At 62.0% G+C, this 11,750-nt stretch carries 18 protein-coding genes; 5 read left to right on the top strand and 13 right to left on the bottom strand.

Annotation, left to right across the window (positions count from 1 at the left end; translation table 11 throughout):
- Nucleotides 1–83 precede the first annotated feature (83 nt).
- Nucleotides 84–542 carry a Fur family transcriptional regulator gene (locus QU596_RS00755; RefSeq protein ID WP_308516402.1) on the bottom strand — a complete coding sequence of 153 codons (459 nt, stop codon included), beginning with the start codon at nt 540–542 and terminating at the stop codon, nt 84–86.
- 47 nt (nt 543–589) lie between these two features.
- On the bottom strand, nt 590–958 hold the full coding sequence (locus QU596_RS00750; protein WP_308516399.1) for a MerC domain-containing protein: 369 nt from the start codon (nt 956–958) through the stop codon (nt 590–592).
- Nucleotides 959–1,056: 98 nt separating this feature from the next.
- Here QU596_RS00750 and QU596_RS00745 point away from each other — a divergent pair, with 98 nt between their 5' ends.
- Together QU596_RS00745 and cutA are read left to right on the top strand one after the other, a co-directional pair.
- Entirely contained in the window at nt 1,057–2,085 is a 1,029-nt protein-coding gene (locus tag QU596_RS00745; RefSeq protein WP_308516397.1) for a COX15/CtaA family protein, read from the top strand.
- Nucleotides 2,082–2,396, top strand: a complete 315-nt coding sequence (gene cutA, locus QU596_RS00740) for a divalent-cation tolerance protein CutA (RefSeq protein WP_308516396.1) — start codon at nt 2,082–2,084, stop codon at nt 2,394–2,396. Before QU596_RS00745 ends, cutA begins: the two co-directional genes overlap by 4 nt.
- On the opposite strand, the gene QU596_RS00735 is transcribed toward cutA, so the two are convergent.
- The 6 genes from QU596_RS00735 to QU596_RS00710 all read right to left on the bottom strand — a co-directional run bounded on the left by QU596_RS00735 (nt 2,393) and on the right by QU596_RS00710 (nt 6,891).
- Nucleotides 2,393–3,112 (bottom strand): Crp/Fnr family transcriptional regulator, encoded by a 720-nt coding sequence (locus tag QU596_RS00735; RefSeq protein WP_308516394.1) that lies wholly within the window; start codon nt 3,110–3,112, stop codon nt 2,393–2,395. The two genes, cutA and QU596_RS00735, sit on opposite strands and share 4 nt — an antisense overlap.
- Before the next feature lie 58 nt (nt 3,113–3,170).
- On the bottom strand, nt 3,171–3,479 hold the full coding sequence (locus QU596_RS00730; RefSeq protein ID WP_308516393.1) for a hypothetical protein: 309 nt from the start codon (nt 3,477–3,479) through the stop codon (nt 3,171–3,173).
- Between the two features lie 119 nt (nt 3,480–3,598).
- Nucleotides 3,599–5,071 (bottom strand): sensor histidine kinase, encoded by a 1,473-nt coding sequence (locus QU596_RS00725; protein ID WP_308516391.1) that lies wholly within the window; start codon nt 5,069–5,071, stop codon nt 3,599–3,601.
- Entirely contained in the window at nt 5,071–5,349 is a 279-nt protein-coding gene (locus QU596_RS00720; protein WP_308518010.1) for a GAF domain-containing protein, read from the bottom strand. Before QU596_RS00720 ends, QU596_RS00725 begins: the two co-directional genes overlap by 1 nt.
- Nucleotides 5,235–6,197: a PAS domain-containing protein gene (locus tag QU596_RS00715; protein WP_308516390.1), complete on the bottom strand. Its 963-nt coding sequence runs from the start codon at nt 6,195–6,197 to the stop codon at nt 5,235–5,237. Before QU596_RS00715 ends, QU596_RS00720 begins: the two co-directional genes overlap by 115 nt.
- Complete coding sequence (locus QU596_RS00710) at nt 6,142–6,891, bottom strand: Crp/Fnr family transcriptional regulator (protein ID WP_308516389.1); 750 nt, start codon at nt 6,889–6,891, stop codon at nt 6,142–6,144. Before QU596_RS00710 ends, QU596_RS00715 begins: the two co-directional genes overlap by 56 nt.
- Nucleotides 6,892–6,963: 72 nt before the next feature.
- On the opposite strand from QU596_RS00710, the gene QU596_RS00705 reads away from it, so the two are divergent.
- The 3 genes from QU596_RS00705 (at nt 6,964) to rpsI (ending at nt 8,708) form a co-directional block, all read left to right on the top strand.
- Entirely contained in the window at nt 6,964–7,410 is a 447-nt protein-coding gene (locus QU596_RS00705) for a response regulator (RefSeq protein ID WP_308516388.1), read from the top strand.
- 282 nt (nt 7,411–7,692) lie between these two features.
- A complete protein-coding gene (gene rplM, locus QU596_RS00700; RefSeq protein ID WP_308516387.1) occupies nt 7,693–8,172 on the top strand; it encodes a 50S ribosomal protein L13 in 480 nt (159 codons plus the stop codon).
- Nucleotides 8,172–8,708: a 30S ribosomal protein S9 gene (rpsI, locus tag QU596_RS00695; protein ID WP_308516385.1), complete on the top strand. Its 537-nt coding sequence runs from the start codon at nt 8,172–8,174 to the stop codon at nt 8,706–8,708. The genes rplM and rpsI overlap by 1 nt, the downstream gene beginning before the upstream one ends.
- A 57-nt stretch (nt 8,709–8,765) precedes the next feature.
- Here the strand turns inward: rpsI and QU596_RS00690 are convergent, their stop codons facing one another.
- The 5 genes from QU596_RS00690 to QU596_RS00670 are packed head-to-tail and all read right to left on the bottom strand — an operon-like array spanning nt 8,766 to nt 11,731.
- Nucleotides 8,766–9,317 carry a DUF4166 domain-containing protein gene (locus QU596_RS00690; RefSeq protein ID WP_308516384.1) on the bottom strand — a complete coding sequence of 184 codons (552 nt, stop codon included), beginning with the start codon at nt 9,315–9,317 and terminating at the stop codon, nt 8,766–8,768.
- Entirely contained in the window at nt 9,314–9,754 is a 441-nt protein-coding gene (locus tag QU596_RS00685; RefSeq protein WP_308516383.1) for a thiol-disulfide oxidoreductase DCC family protein, read from the bottom strand. Before QU596_RS00685 ends, QU596_RS00690 begins: the two co-directional genes overlap by 4 nt.
- A complete protein-coding gene (locus tag QU596_RS00680; protein ID WP_308516381.1) occupies nt 9,747–10,859 on the bottom strand; it encodes a saccharopine dehydrogenase NADP-binding domain-containing protein in 1,113 nt (370 codons plus the stop codon). Before QU596_RS00680 ends, QU596_RS00685 begins: the two co-directional genes overlap by 8 nt.
- Complete coding sequence (locus QU596_RS00675) at nt 10,856–11,326, bottom strand: DUF2269 family protein (protein ID WP_308516379.1); 471 nt, start codon at nt 11,324–11,326, stop codon at nt 10,856–10,858. Before QU596_RS00675 ends, QU596_RS00680 begins: the two co-directional genes overlap by 4 nt.
- Before the next feature lie 27 nt (nt 11,327–11,353).
- Nucleotides 11,354–11,731, bottom strand: a complete 378-nt coding sequence (locus QU596_RS00670; RefSeq protein ID WP_308516377.1) for a hypothetical protein — start codon at nt 11,729–11,731, stop codon at nt 11,354–11,356.
- Nucleotides 11,732–11,750 lie beyond the last annotated feature (19 nt).

The following is an 11,750-nucleotide window of genomic DNA, read 5'->3' as shown; positions in this document are numbered from 1 at the left end:
GTCACCTCGCCCAAAGGGCTAGCAGGGCCCTTCACGCCGATTTCAGCGATTGCTCAGCCTTTGCTCACGGCGGAGTTCAAGACCTATCCGCAGTCCCCGCACTTTCCGCGGACCTCGATCACCGGACGTGGTGCCGAAAAACCGGCGTCGGCTGCCGCCGCACGAACGCCGCTGGTCAGGCTGTCGTCGTCGATATGAACCGCTTGCCCGCACTCGTCGCAGATCAGGAAGATGCAGTCGTGGAGGCAGCCGGGATGCTGGTTGGCGACATAGGCGTTCGCACTCTCGACCCGGCGGGCGAGGTTCGCACCAACAAACAGGTCGAGGATGCGGTAGACGCTGTTCGCCGCGACCCGCCGGCCTTGGGCAGCGGACACCTGCTCGGCAATATCGTAGGCGCTGGCTGGCTTGTCGAACCCGGCCAGCGCATCGAAGACCGCAGCACGCATGTCGGTCCACTGCTCGCCCTGCTTGGTCAACCGCTCACGCGCGGCATCCTTGAGCGATTCTCCTTGGTGGAGCTGGTGATCGTGCCGGCCCATCGTTCCTCCGAAATAGAGCCTGCCCGACTCACGGGCAAGCGACTCGCTTATTCGCTGGCGAGGCTGTTCAGCCGGTGCCCCAGTGCGACGATCAACACGCCGATGATGGTGTAAACCGGCTCCCGGCCATCATGCGGCAGGCTGAGCGCGCCTGCCATCACGCCAAGGCCGAGGGCGCCGATCGCGCTGGGCAACATGAAACCATGCTCCAGGATCCCGCGGCCCAACGCGAACGCACCGACGATCATTGCCAGTGCAAGACCGACTTCATGGATGATGGGTTGCCCCAGAAATCCGCCCGCCGATGCCAGCAGGCCGAGCAGCACCGCCGTTGCCACGCAATGCACGGCGCACAGCCCGGATAGGCCCATCGCCAGGCGATCGAGACGCCCCGTCGAGATGCTCAGCGGATGCATGCCGCGACGATATAGAATAACGTTGCCGCGGTTACAATATCACATGAGCATTTGGTCGCGCTTGCTCCGCGGCTCGGCGCGGGCGAAAGGGCCATAACATGAACGATGCCACCTCCTTCCCCGTCAGCGGAGCGCGGGGGTTATCGAAACTCCTGTTCTTCGTCGCCGCGCTCGTCTTCGGGATGGTCGTTGTCGGCGGCATAACGCGCCTGACCGAGAGCGGACTGTCGATCACGGAATGGCAGCCGATCAGTGGCGCGATTCCGCCACTTACCCATTCGGACTGGGTCCAGGCTTTCGATCTCTACAAGCAGACCCCGCAGTATCGCGAGGTCGCGGGTCCGGCCGGGATCACCCTGTCCGGCTTCAAGTTCATCTTCTTCTGGGAATGGGTGCACCGACTGCTTGGCCGTGTGCTTGGACTGGTCTTTTTCCTGGGCGTAGGCTGGTTTGCGATCAAGCGCGCGATTCCTCGCGGCTACGCCTGGCGCCTAGCCGCCCTGTTCATCCTCGGCGGTCTGCAGGGCGCAGTCGGCTGGTTCATGGTGATGTCGGGGCTCGAAGGGCGAACTGAAGTCAGTCCTTACCGACTGTCTGCCCACCTGCTGTTCGCCCTGTTCCTGTTCGCTGCCTTGATCTGGACCGCGCTCGACCTCCGGCGCGCCGACGAGCGCCCAGCCCGCCTCACCGGCTGGGGTGTGGCCGCGCTCCTGACCCTTTTCCTCCAGCTTCTGCTCGGCGCATGGGTCGCGGGGTTTCGCGCAGGCTATGTCTCGAACAGCTGGCCCGACATGGGCGGGCACCTTGTGCCTGCCGGAATCGATTGGTCGCACGGCGCGCTTTTCGCGATGACCCATGACCCATATCTTTTGCATTTCATGCACCGCTGGTGGGCCTGGGTCGTCGTCGTGGTCATGGTTCTTTTCGCGCGCCAGGTGAGAAAGGCCGAAGGCGGCCGTGCGGCTTCCGTGGCGATCCACAGCACCTTCGGTACGCAGATCATCCTTGGCATCCTCACCGTGCTGTCGGGCATCGCGATCTGGCTTGCTGTGCTTCACCAGGCAACCGGGGCACTGCTCGTGGCGGCGACCGTATGGGGCGCGCACGAACTCGGACGCCGGCAATGACGGTGATCTCGGTTTACGCCGTGTTTGCCAATGAGGATGAGGCGGAGCGCATCGGCCGGCAGGTCGTCGATGAGCGGCTCGCCGCCTGCATCAACATCCTGCCCGCGATCCGGTCCGTTTACCGATGGAAGGGTGCCGTTGAAGAAAGCAATGAAGCCGCCGCGATCTTTAAAACATCTGATGAGCGTGCCGATGCGCTGATCACTCGCATCGCCGGCCTGCACAGCTACGATGTGCCCTGCATCGTCAGCTCGCCGGTCGACAAAATCCTCGGCAGCTATGCCCATTGGGTGGAAGACAGTACCCGCTAAAAGGGCATGCGCTCCAGGTAGAGATAGTTGGGGTCGAACTCAGCGACGCCTTCGAGGCCCCGGCGATCGACGATCGTCAGTTGGCGATTTTCCAGTTCCACCAGCCCGCGCCGACGCATCTCCTGCAAGGTGCGGTTAACGTGCACGACCGTCAGGCCCAGGCATTCGCTGAGCTCGCGCTGCGTCAGCGGAAACTCGAACCCGTCCGGTCGCGCCTGATCCACGATCCCCAAGCGGATATGGAGTTCGCAAAACAGGTGCGCCATGCGCGCGATTGCCGACCGTTGCCCAAGCGACAGCACGAATTCGCGCGTAATCGCGGCATCGAGGTTCGTCGAAAACCAATAGTAACGGCCAAGACGCGGGTGCCGCTCGATCAGTTGGTGGATCCGCTCATGCGGGACCACGGCAATCTCGCATTCGCTTAACGTCATGACGTCGTGGTCGAGACGCTTCAGCGTGTAACCGTGCATGTCCGCGAAATCGCCCGCGACATGTAGATGGAGGACTTGGCGTTCACCACCTGACAAATCCTTGTTCCGCGAAAGCCAGCCGCTCAGCAACAACAGGCTGTTCGATAGTGGCTCACCGGCGCGGATCAGCACCTGGTCCGGCGGGACACGGCGCGTTTCGGCGACGATGCCGCAAATCGCGCGCTCCTCCTCGGCGCTGACGTCGATACGCCGTCTCAGCTTCTTCAAATGCGCGTTGATCATGAACCGCGGACTTGTGCATCGGGCTCACAATTTTGGATTTAACTTAAGTTACAGGTGGTCAGCGCGATCCGCCCGCCTTCTTGACCGGCGCATAGGGCACGTCATCTAGCTTACGCCGGAGCGCATCGATCGAGGCATTCTCCTCACCGTCTCCGGCATATTTTGATTCGAGTTCCGCCTCTTCCGGTGTCTGCTCGCGGAAAAAGGTGATGGTCAGCCGCTTGCCGAAGATTTCGTCTCCGCGAATCTTCATCTCTGCCTGATGCTCCGGCGGCAGATTGTCACGAATGGTCTCGAGGTAGCGGATCAGGTCGTCAAGCGACGTAAACTCGCTGATATCGATAAAGTCTTTGACGCGTCTCGGCACTGAAAACTCCAGGCGGGATGAGATGTCGATAGGGGCAGTAGGTTGACCGCAGATGAAGGGCAACGCGAAACCCGCGGCGCACTATCCATCGTTCGGGTCCATCCGAGCCGATTTGGCGGTCAGTTGTCCTTCTGCCGATCGTTGAGCGGCATCCTCAGTTCAAATTGCAGCCCGGTCGGCCGGAATTCTACCGCAGTCTCCGCCTGCAGGTCGTAGGGCAAAGAGCGCTCGAGCAGCTCCATCCCGAAACCCTTTCGCCGCCCTTCGGCGGGATCGATCGAGACACCGCTTTCGCTCCAGCGCAGACACAGCACGGAACCGCCACGATCATCCGGCTCCACCGTCCATTGAATGCGAACCTTACCGACAGGAGTAACGAAGGCGCCGTGCTTGACCGCGTTGGTGGTTAATTCGTGGATCGCCAAGCTTAGCCGCTCTGCATTTTTGGGCTCCAGCTGAACGTCGGGCCCGTCGATCGAAACCTGCTCGCCTTCGCGCGCGGCGTGGGCGACCATCTCGTCCTCGATCAAGGACGCCAAATCGACCATTGCGTCAGGGCTTCGCGTGAGCGCGGCCTGTACCCGCGAGAAGGCGTCGAGCCTCCCCTGGAAGTGGGCCAACATGCTCTCGACGCTGTCACTGTTCTCTGCCGTGCGCCGCGCGATCGAGCGGACCACGCCAAGCGTATTGCGCACGCGGTGCTGGAGTTCGGCTAGCAGGATTTTCGCGTGCCGCTCGCTTTCCCGCAGCGCATTCTCGGCGCGAGCGCGCGCGACCGCGGCCCATGTGCGTTCAGCCACCTCCTTGATCAGTGCGATCTCGGCATCGGACCAATGCCGAGAATCCGCGTTCTGGACACCGAGCGAGATCACCGGTTGTCCGGCACTGCAGATTGCAACGGTGACGTGCGCCCTAATGCGCAAGGACCGATATAAATCGCGCTCTTCGTCAGTGATTCCGGAGTCGGTGTCCGCGTCGCGCAGCACAGCCGTTCCGCCATTGCGGTAAATGTTCGCCAACGTCGGACCGAACGTCTCGACTGTATATCGCCCGATGACCGACGCAGCGGACGGCGAATAGTCTGCCCGGACGATCAACTCACCTCCGTCCAACTCGCCGAAGCCAGCGCGAAGAACGTTCAGTTGCTCGGTCAGCATCCGCGAAGCTGCGAACTGGATTTGGGTCGGATCGGACAGCGGGCGAAGAGCGTCGCTCAGCGCGAGCAGGAACGCTTGCCGCTCTTCGCTTTCGCGTAACGCCTGTTCGCTCTGCTTCCGTTCCGTGATGTTGGTGAACAGCACCGCCACCCGGTTCTTCTCACGATCAAGCGTGAAAATGTTGAGGTCGAACGTTATCCCCAGGGTCGGCTCACCCTCCTCCACGCGAAGCGCCTTACCCGTGTCCGGGGCTTGACCGTAGAGCTCGGTCCATCGCGGGTTCGGAGTGCCGAGCAGTTCCGTCGCCGTCTTGCCCACGGGCGGCGGCATCTTGGTGTGCTCGAGGAACGCCGGATTGACCTCGACAAAGCGGAAGTCGACCCAATTGCCGGAGCCATCTTCAAGAACCTCGACGACGGCATAGGCCTCGTTCATCAATCAAAGAGCGAGCGATACTTGTCTTCACTTTCGCGTAGCGCCGCTTCGGACCGCGCGCGCTCGGCCGCGGCCCAGGTACGTTCGGCAGCCTCCTGAACCAGAGCGATTTCACTCTCAGTCCATTCGCGTGCGGTAGTCGAGTGCACGCCGAACTCAGCCACTAGTCGTCCATCCTTCGCAAGGGCCGCGACGACGGCAGCGCGGACGCCAAACTTCGCCCATGCCGCACGGTCTTCGACACTGTACTTCGGATCGTTCTGGACGTCGGCGACGATGAGCGGTCCCCGCGATTGCGCGCCGCCATCGTATGCTCGCCGAACTGACTGTAGGTGAAATGCTCCGGGAACGGGACGGTAGCGTCAACCTCCTCTCTTCGACGGACATATTGGCCACGGATCCGCCCGCTTTCGGCGCCCTCTGCGCCTTCGACTTCCGCGTACATCGAACGGTCTGCTCTCAGGTGCTCGGCAACCATCCTCGCGGTAGTTGCCTGGATGTCGCCTGCGTCGCGGATGGGCCGAAGGGCGTCGGTGAGTTTAAGGAGGAATGCATGCCGCTCCTCGCCTTCGCGACGAGCCGCCTCGCTTTGGCGCAGTAGCGACTGCGTCTTTCGGAGATCCGCGACTTCCCCCTCCGCGTCGACCCGACGTGTGACGTCCAACCACGACAGGAAATGATGGATCGTCCGCCCCTCGTGGTTTTTGAACGCGCTGAGCAACACCGTCGCAACGAACCGCGACCCATTCTTGCAATATTGGACCGTCTCGACCAGGTCGTCCTGGTCGTTGCGCAATGCTTCCGCGAAGCGTGCGGCATCGTTGGGGTCGGTTCCCGCCCCATTGAGGAAGTGCGGCTGCTGCCCCAGCACCTCTTTCATTCGGTACCCGGACAGCTTCAGGAAGGATTCGTTCGCGAAGACGATTGGATCGCCCGGCAGCGTCGGATCGGTGATCGCCATCGCCATCCGGGTGGCGCGCACGGCATCGACGAACACGCCCCCTTCCCGACGCAACTTCTCGATCGCGGCCTCGGCTTGATCGCGGGCGGCAGTGCCCGGCTTTCCTCTCTCAAACTCGTTCGGAGAAGAGCCCTCCGTTGTTGGCGTCGAGGTGTCGTCCTTCATGGTCGAGGTGCAGGTAGTTCGGGTTGAACATGGCGACGCTCTTCATCCGTTCCATGTCGCAGATGTATAATTGCTTGCGCTCGAGCTCGATTAATCCGTCGCGCCGCAACTCCTGCAGCGTCCGGTTGACGTGAACCGGGGTCAGGCCGGTCGCATCGGCAAGGTCGGCCTGTGTCAGCGGGAAGTCGCAGCGTCCGAACGATGCATGACCGATCGTCTGGAGCCGCATGTAAATTTCCAGTAGCAGATGGGCTAACCGCTCGTAGGCGGAGCGCTGACCGATGTTTAAAGTCCATTCTCGCTGAATGGCCGTCACCACCAGTTCGTGCCACCACAGCGCCTGGCTGATGCGGGGATGCCGCGTCATCAGTGCATCCATCTCGTCGGGTGGAATCATCGCAACCTTGAGCCGGGTGATGGCCCCGATGCTGTGGTCCATTTCCTTCAGAATATAGACGTTCACGTCGCAAAAATCGCCCGGGACGAACAGGCCGACAATCTGCCGCTTGCCGTCTGGCAGGGTCTTGTAACGGCATGCCCATCCGTCGAGCACGAGGTGCACGTGGCGCGGCTTGTCGCCCTCGGAGATCAGGTCCCGCCGCGCGTCGATAAAGCGAAAGTTTCGCGTCAGCCCCGAAAGGGCCGCACGATCTTCAACGGAGAGTTTGGTGAACGCTTCAAGCTTGGACGCCACTGCTGGACCCGGGAAGGAGGGAACGAATTCAGCAGCAGACGTAAGGCGGGACATCGCGAGTCACTCTCACCTATGTTATCGACCGCAACGCGCGACGAAGGCGATGGAGCCGCAGTGATCGTTGAAAGCCTGCAAGCCGACGACCAGCCGCATCTCCGCGGCAAGCGGATTCTCGTCGTCGAGGATGAGTTTTACATCGCGAACGACGTATATCGCTTGTTGAAGCAGGCGGGTGCCGAGGTCGTGGGCCCAGTGTCTTCAGTCGAAGCAGCGGAGCGTGTCGTCGATCAGGCGGAGTTCGATTGCGCCGTCCTCGACCTTAATCTGCATGGACAAAGCGCTATCTGCATTGCGGATCGCCTGGCCGCGGCCGGCCGCGCGTACGTCATTGCCACCGGCTATCGCAGCCCGTCCGTTCCCGAGCGGCTTAAACATGCGCCGCGGATCGAAAAGCCATTCGAACCCGCGGCGCTGCTTTCGCTGATCGCGCAGATTTCCTGCGCGCAAGGCATTAATTGACGCCGGCTTAGATTACCCCGAGCAGCCACAAGATAAGGATCAGAAGCAAAATACCGCCAAGACCGATGTACATGGCAAATCTCCTGTTGGTGTTGCTCATGAAACAAAAATCGGCCGGCTCCCGTTCCCGTCGTTCCGCTACCGGTTCGAACGCGTAGGGTATTATTTTACCCGTCCCGAAAGTGCCGGATTTGCTTGACTTTCTGGCCCCTCGCCGCGATTAGCGCCGCACGGCGGCTCCTCCGATGGGCCGCTTTTCTCGTTTCGAAGAGGTTTTCAGCCATGAAGGCGCTGATGAAGACGACCAAGTCGGCCAAGCCGGCCGAGGTCGACAAGAAGTGGCATCTGATCGATGCCGAGGGGCTGGTCGTCGGCCGCCTGGCGACGATCGTCGCGAACATCCTGCGCGGCAAGCATAAGCCGAGCTTTACGCCGCACGTCGATTGCGGCGACCATGTCGTCATCATCAATGCTGACAAGGTCCGCTTCACCGGCCGCAAGGCCCAGCAGAAGGTCTATTACAAGCACACCGGCTATGCCGGCGGCATCAAGGAAATCACCGCCGCCAAGGTGCTTGAAGGCCGCTTCCCCGAGCGCGTGCTGGAAAAAGCCGTCGAGCGCATGATCCCGCGCGGTCCTCTTGGCCGCGACCAGATGCGCGCATTGCATCTCTACAACGGCACCGAGCATCCGCACGGCGGCCAGGATCCGCAGGTTCTCGACGTCGGGTCGATGAGCCGCAAGAACAAGGTGGGCGCATAATGTCCGACACTCGTGAATCGATCGCCGATCAGCTCGGCGCCACCCCGGCCCCGGCGGCGCCCGCTGCCGACGCTCCGGCTGCTGAAGCTGCCGCGCCGCAGGCTCCGGCGCAGGAAGCTGCCCCCTTGCGCGAGCAGCAGCTCGACAAGCAGGGCCGCGCTTATGCGACCGGCCGCCGCAAGGACGCCATTGCGCGCGTTTGGCTCAAGCCGGGCACCGGCAAGATCGTGGTCAACGGCCGCGAGCAGGAAGTCTACTTCGCGCGTCCGACGCTGCGCCTGGTCATCAACCAGCCGTTCGGCGTCACCGACCGCGAAGGCCAGTATGACGTCGTCGCGACCGTCGTCGGCGGCGGCCTCTCGGGTCAGGCCGGCGCGGTGCTGCACGGCATCGCCCAGGCGCTGACCCGCTACGAACCGGCGCTGCGCACGACCGTCAAGCAGGCCGGGTTCCTGACCCGCGACAGCCGCGCCGTCGAGCGCAAGAAGTACGGCCGCGCCAAGGCCCGCCGCAGCTTCCAGTTCTCGAAGCGCTAAGGCGTTCAGGCAAGCAAAGATCGAGGGCGGTTGGGACATCCCCAGCCGCCCTTTTTCTTATGCCCGACCTCCAACTGGTTGCAGCGTAAGCCGACCGGAGTAGCGGATAACAGGCCCGACCAGCGGCAACGCCGCGCAGACCTCGAAACAAAACCAATCGTCCTCCGCCCATTCCCCTGCGGCGATCCGCGGCGCGAGAAATTCCGGCATCGGAAGGCCCAACACGTCCCAACTCGCAAGCGCCATGCGGAGACCGTTCGCGTCCGGCGAGAGATCAAATCTGAGCCGCAACGGGCCGAAGCGCTCGGCGAGCTTTCCATCCACCGCGGACAATCGGCTGGTAAAACGAAAGTCGCCAAAACGGCGCGTCCAAATCTCCATTCCGTCCCGCACGAAAAACCGAACCTCAAGCTGATAGTGCCCCGCTGGCGGGAGCTTCATCACCTTGCGGATTAGCGAGCCGGACAGACCACCATTGGTCACGACAAAGCCGTCGCCGACCGCAACGCGTTCATCGTCGATCGCGTGCATGGATGTCACCGCGCGCGGCAGGGATGAAAAACGGTCGCCCAACAAGCGCTCGTAGAGCGATACCGGCGCCAGGGTCATCCGAGCATCCGCGCTCTCTGCTCCGCAGACAGCAGCGCGCATTGCTCGACCTTACCGAACCAGCCGTACCGGTTGCGCGCGACGACCCGATAGGCCCAGTCGCGGAGCGGCCTGGGTATCAGTCCGAACACGAGGAAGAGCTTCCAGAACCCGCCGAGTAGCCGGCACAGCCGCAGATATCCGGTCGACTCTCCCGAAGCATTTCCATCGGCGATCAGCAAATACGTCTTGTCGGGATCGACCCGATAGTGATCGAATAGCGCCGCGCCGAGCGGCGATTGCGCCGAGGCATATCGCACGCAGTCACCGCCATACTTCATGAGCCAGGACACGCCGGTCGAACACAGCACGCAATAGCCGTCGAACACGAATAGTGGCCTATCATCCGGAAAGTCGGGGACCTTGGGGTCGTCGCGGTAGCTGAAGGCCTCAGTCATCGGGCACCTCGCGAATGATGCTAATGTCGAGATGATCGATGGCGCCGAGAAATTCGTCGAGCCCAATCAGGTCGAGGCATGGCCGCGCTCCGCGTTCGGTCAGCTGGCCGTTCGCCAGGCGTTCGGCGAGGATGATCGCCGGCGTACAGGGGATGTACGGGCCATGCCCCTGGCGCGCGATGATGAAGAAACGCTCGGTTCGATCGCGACCGCCGCGGCCTTTCCCGCCCAACGCCATGTGGAAGCCGCTCCGACTCGACCCGAGAGGATCGAACAGGAACGACCATTTCAGCAGCCGGCTCGAATACCGGCCTAGCGGCGGCAAGACGCCTAGCCGGACACCCCAACTTAGGATCCAGGTACCGAGGTGGAGCAGCTTGATCTCATGTCCCGCGCAAAAGCGAATATCGCGAAGAGAGGGATAGCGCTTCGGGAAAAGTTCGAGGTCGGGAATGTCGCAATTGCCGAACAGCCGCAGGCCCAGCTCGAGGTAACGCTCACCATGAAGATCCTGCCAGCCGTAGACAACCGTGCTCGCGCCGCCACGCAGCGTCGCGAACGGCTGGCCGACATAGCTCAACACCGCTGCGGCGGTCGCCAGACCGCGGTTGGTCTGCTGGGCAGCGCTGATCCCATAATCGACCGACTCGATCGCGGCGAACCTTGAGGATGCTTCGTCAATGATCGCAGCCGTAAGGCACGGAACCGAACTCGCCCCTGCCACAACCAGAACGTCGGCTTCGCGGGCGGGCACATCTAGCGCATCAATCCCCGCGACGAATGCACGGCCGTCGGCAAGATCGACATAATGGACGCCATTATCGATGCAGGTTTGGGCCACGGCATAGTCCTGACCCTGAAACGGCCCTACGGTATGGATGACCATGCCCGGCGCAATTTCTCGCAAGCGCCGGCCGAAATCCCTGCGCACATCAATCGCATACGCTTCTGCGGGATTGGCGGCCCCAAGTGAGGCGGCAAATGACGCCGCGCGCTGCAAGGATCGTCCGGCAACCACCAATTGGACGTTTGGGTTCGGCGCCAAGGAACGCGCGATGTGGCTTCCAAAATTTCCGTAGCCGCCGAGGATCAGGACGCGTGTCACCAGCTTGGCCTCATGACCATGAGGAAATAGACGATCACAAGCCCGCCGAATGCGGGCCAGCCGAGCATGAACCAAATTCGAAAAAGTCGCTCATAGCGCGTCCGGTCCAGCCCATGTCCGGCAGCTTCACGCTCGAGCATCCCTTTCAGATGGAGTTGGATTGCGACGACCGGGAGCCAGCAGAGTGCAGCCAACAGGTAGAGCGCGTAAGTCGTCGTCAGCCACAAGTCATTCCACTGGAGTCCGGCTCGCCAGATCATCCACGCGCCACTGAGTGGCTGCACGATAACTGCCGGCGTGGTGAACAGCAGGTCGGCCAGCACCGTCGTTTTGGCCGCGAACAATCGGCCGGTCTCGTTCCCCGCCCGATGAGCGCGCCAGAAGAAGAAGGCGGTACCGATGCCCGTACCGAACAATATGTTGGCACTCAGAATGTGGACCGTCTTGACGATTGAATACGGGTCCATGGCTCCGCCTTCCTTCCGCAGAAACCGCTAAGCCGCGGCCCGATATGACTGACCTTCGACGAGCCAGTCAGATACTTTGCGGCCGAACCTCGCGATGGCGTGCATGTTGAAGAAATGCATGCCGCCGAGCACGATCACCGCTAGCCCGACCTTACCGCTGAGGAAGCGGATCATCTGTGGCCAGGTCTCCGGCTCGCTGCCGTTGCTGAGTGTCAGGGTGATGAAGCCAATGTTGACCAGGTAGAAGCCGACCACCAGCAAATGATTGGTCGATCGTGCCACCTGCGCATTGTGGCCGAAACACTGGACCAAAAAGACTTCGCCATTGGTGGACAGAGTGTGCGCGACCCAGACGGTCATTCCGAGCGAGATTGCGAGATAGAGTGTATAAGCCAGTTCGGTCATGAAGTCCTCCTGTTACCGG

Source organism: Sphingomonas flavescens (assembly GCF_030866745.1).
Taxonomy (GTDB): Bacteria; Pseudomonadota; Alphaproteobacteria; order Sphingomonadales; family Sphingomonadaceae; genus Sphingomicrobium; species Sphingomicrobium flavescens.
The sequence above is the reverse complement of the archived record's forward strand: the minus strand, read 5'-3'. Positions and strand labels throughout refer to the sequence as shown.

Bases quoted from the DNA above. Each gene is read 5' to 3' on its own strand.
- rplM (WP_308516387.1), top strand. From the start codon at position 7,693: ATGAAGGCGCTGATGAAGACGACCAAGTCGGCCAAGCCGGCCGAGGTC.
- QU596_RS00715 (WP_308516390.1), bottom strand. From the start codon at position 6,197: ATGAAGGACGACACCTCGACGCCAACAACGGAGGGCTCTTCTCCGAAC.
- QU596_RS00690 (WP_308516384.1), bottom strand. From the start codon at position 9,317: ATGACCCTGGCGCCGGTATCGCTCTACGAGCGCTTGTTGGGCGACCGT.
- QU596_RS00750 (WP_308516399.1), bottom strand. From the start codon at position 958: ATGCATCCGCTGAGCATCTCGACGGGGCGTCTCGATCGCCTGGCGATG.
- rpsI (WP_308516385.1), top strand. From the start codon at position 8,172: ATGTCCGACACTCGTGAATCGATCGCCGATCAGCTCGGCGCCACCCCG.
- QU596_RS00725 (WP_308516391.1), bottom strand. From the start codon at position 5,071: ATGAACGAGGCCTATGCCGTCGTCGAGGTTCTTGAAGATGGCTCCGGC.
- QU596_RS00735 (WP_308516394.1), bottom strand. From the start codon at position 3,112: ATGATCAACGCGCATTTGAAGAAGCTGAGACGGCGTATCGACGTCAGC.
- QU596_RS00685 (WP_308516383.1), bottom strand. From the start codon at position 9,754: ATGACTGAGGCCTTCAGCTACCGCGACGACCCCAAGGTCCCCGACTTT.
- QU596_RS00670 (WP_308516377.1), bottom strand. From the start codon at position 11,731: ATGACCGAACTGGCTTATACACTCTATCTCGCAATCTCGCTCGGAATG.
- QU596_RS00675 (WP_308516379.1), bottom strand. From the start codon at position 11,326: ATGGACCCGTATTCAATCGTCAAGACGGTCCACATTCTGAGTGCCAAC.
- QU596_RS00705 (WP_308516388.1), top strand. From the start codon at position 6,964: ATGTTATCGACCGCAACGCGCGACGAAGGCGATGGAGCCGCAGTGATC.
- cutA (WP_308516396.1), top strand. From the start codon at position 2,082: ATGACGGTGATCTCGGTTTACGCCGTGTTTGCCAATGAGGATGAGGCG.
- QU596_RS00745 (WP_308516397.1), top strand. From the start codon at position 1,057: ATGAACGATGCCACCTCCTTCCCCGTCAGCGGAGCGCGGGGGTTATCG.
- QU596_RS00755 (WP_308516402.1), bottom strand. From the start codon at position 542: ATGGGCCGGCACGATCACCAGCTCCACCAAGGAGAATCGCTCAAGGAT.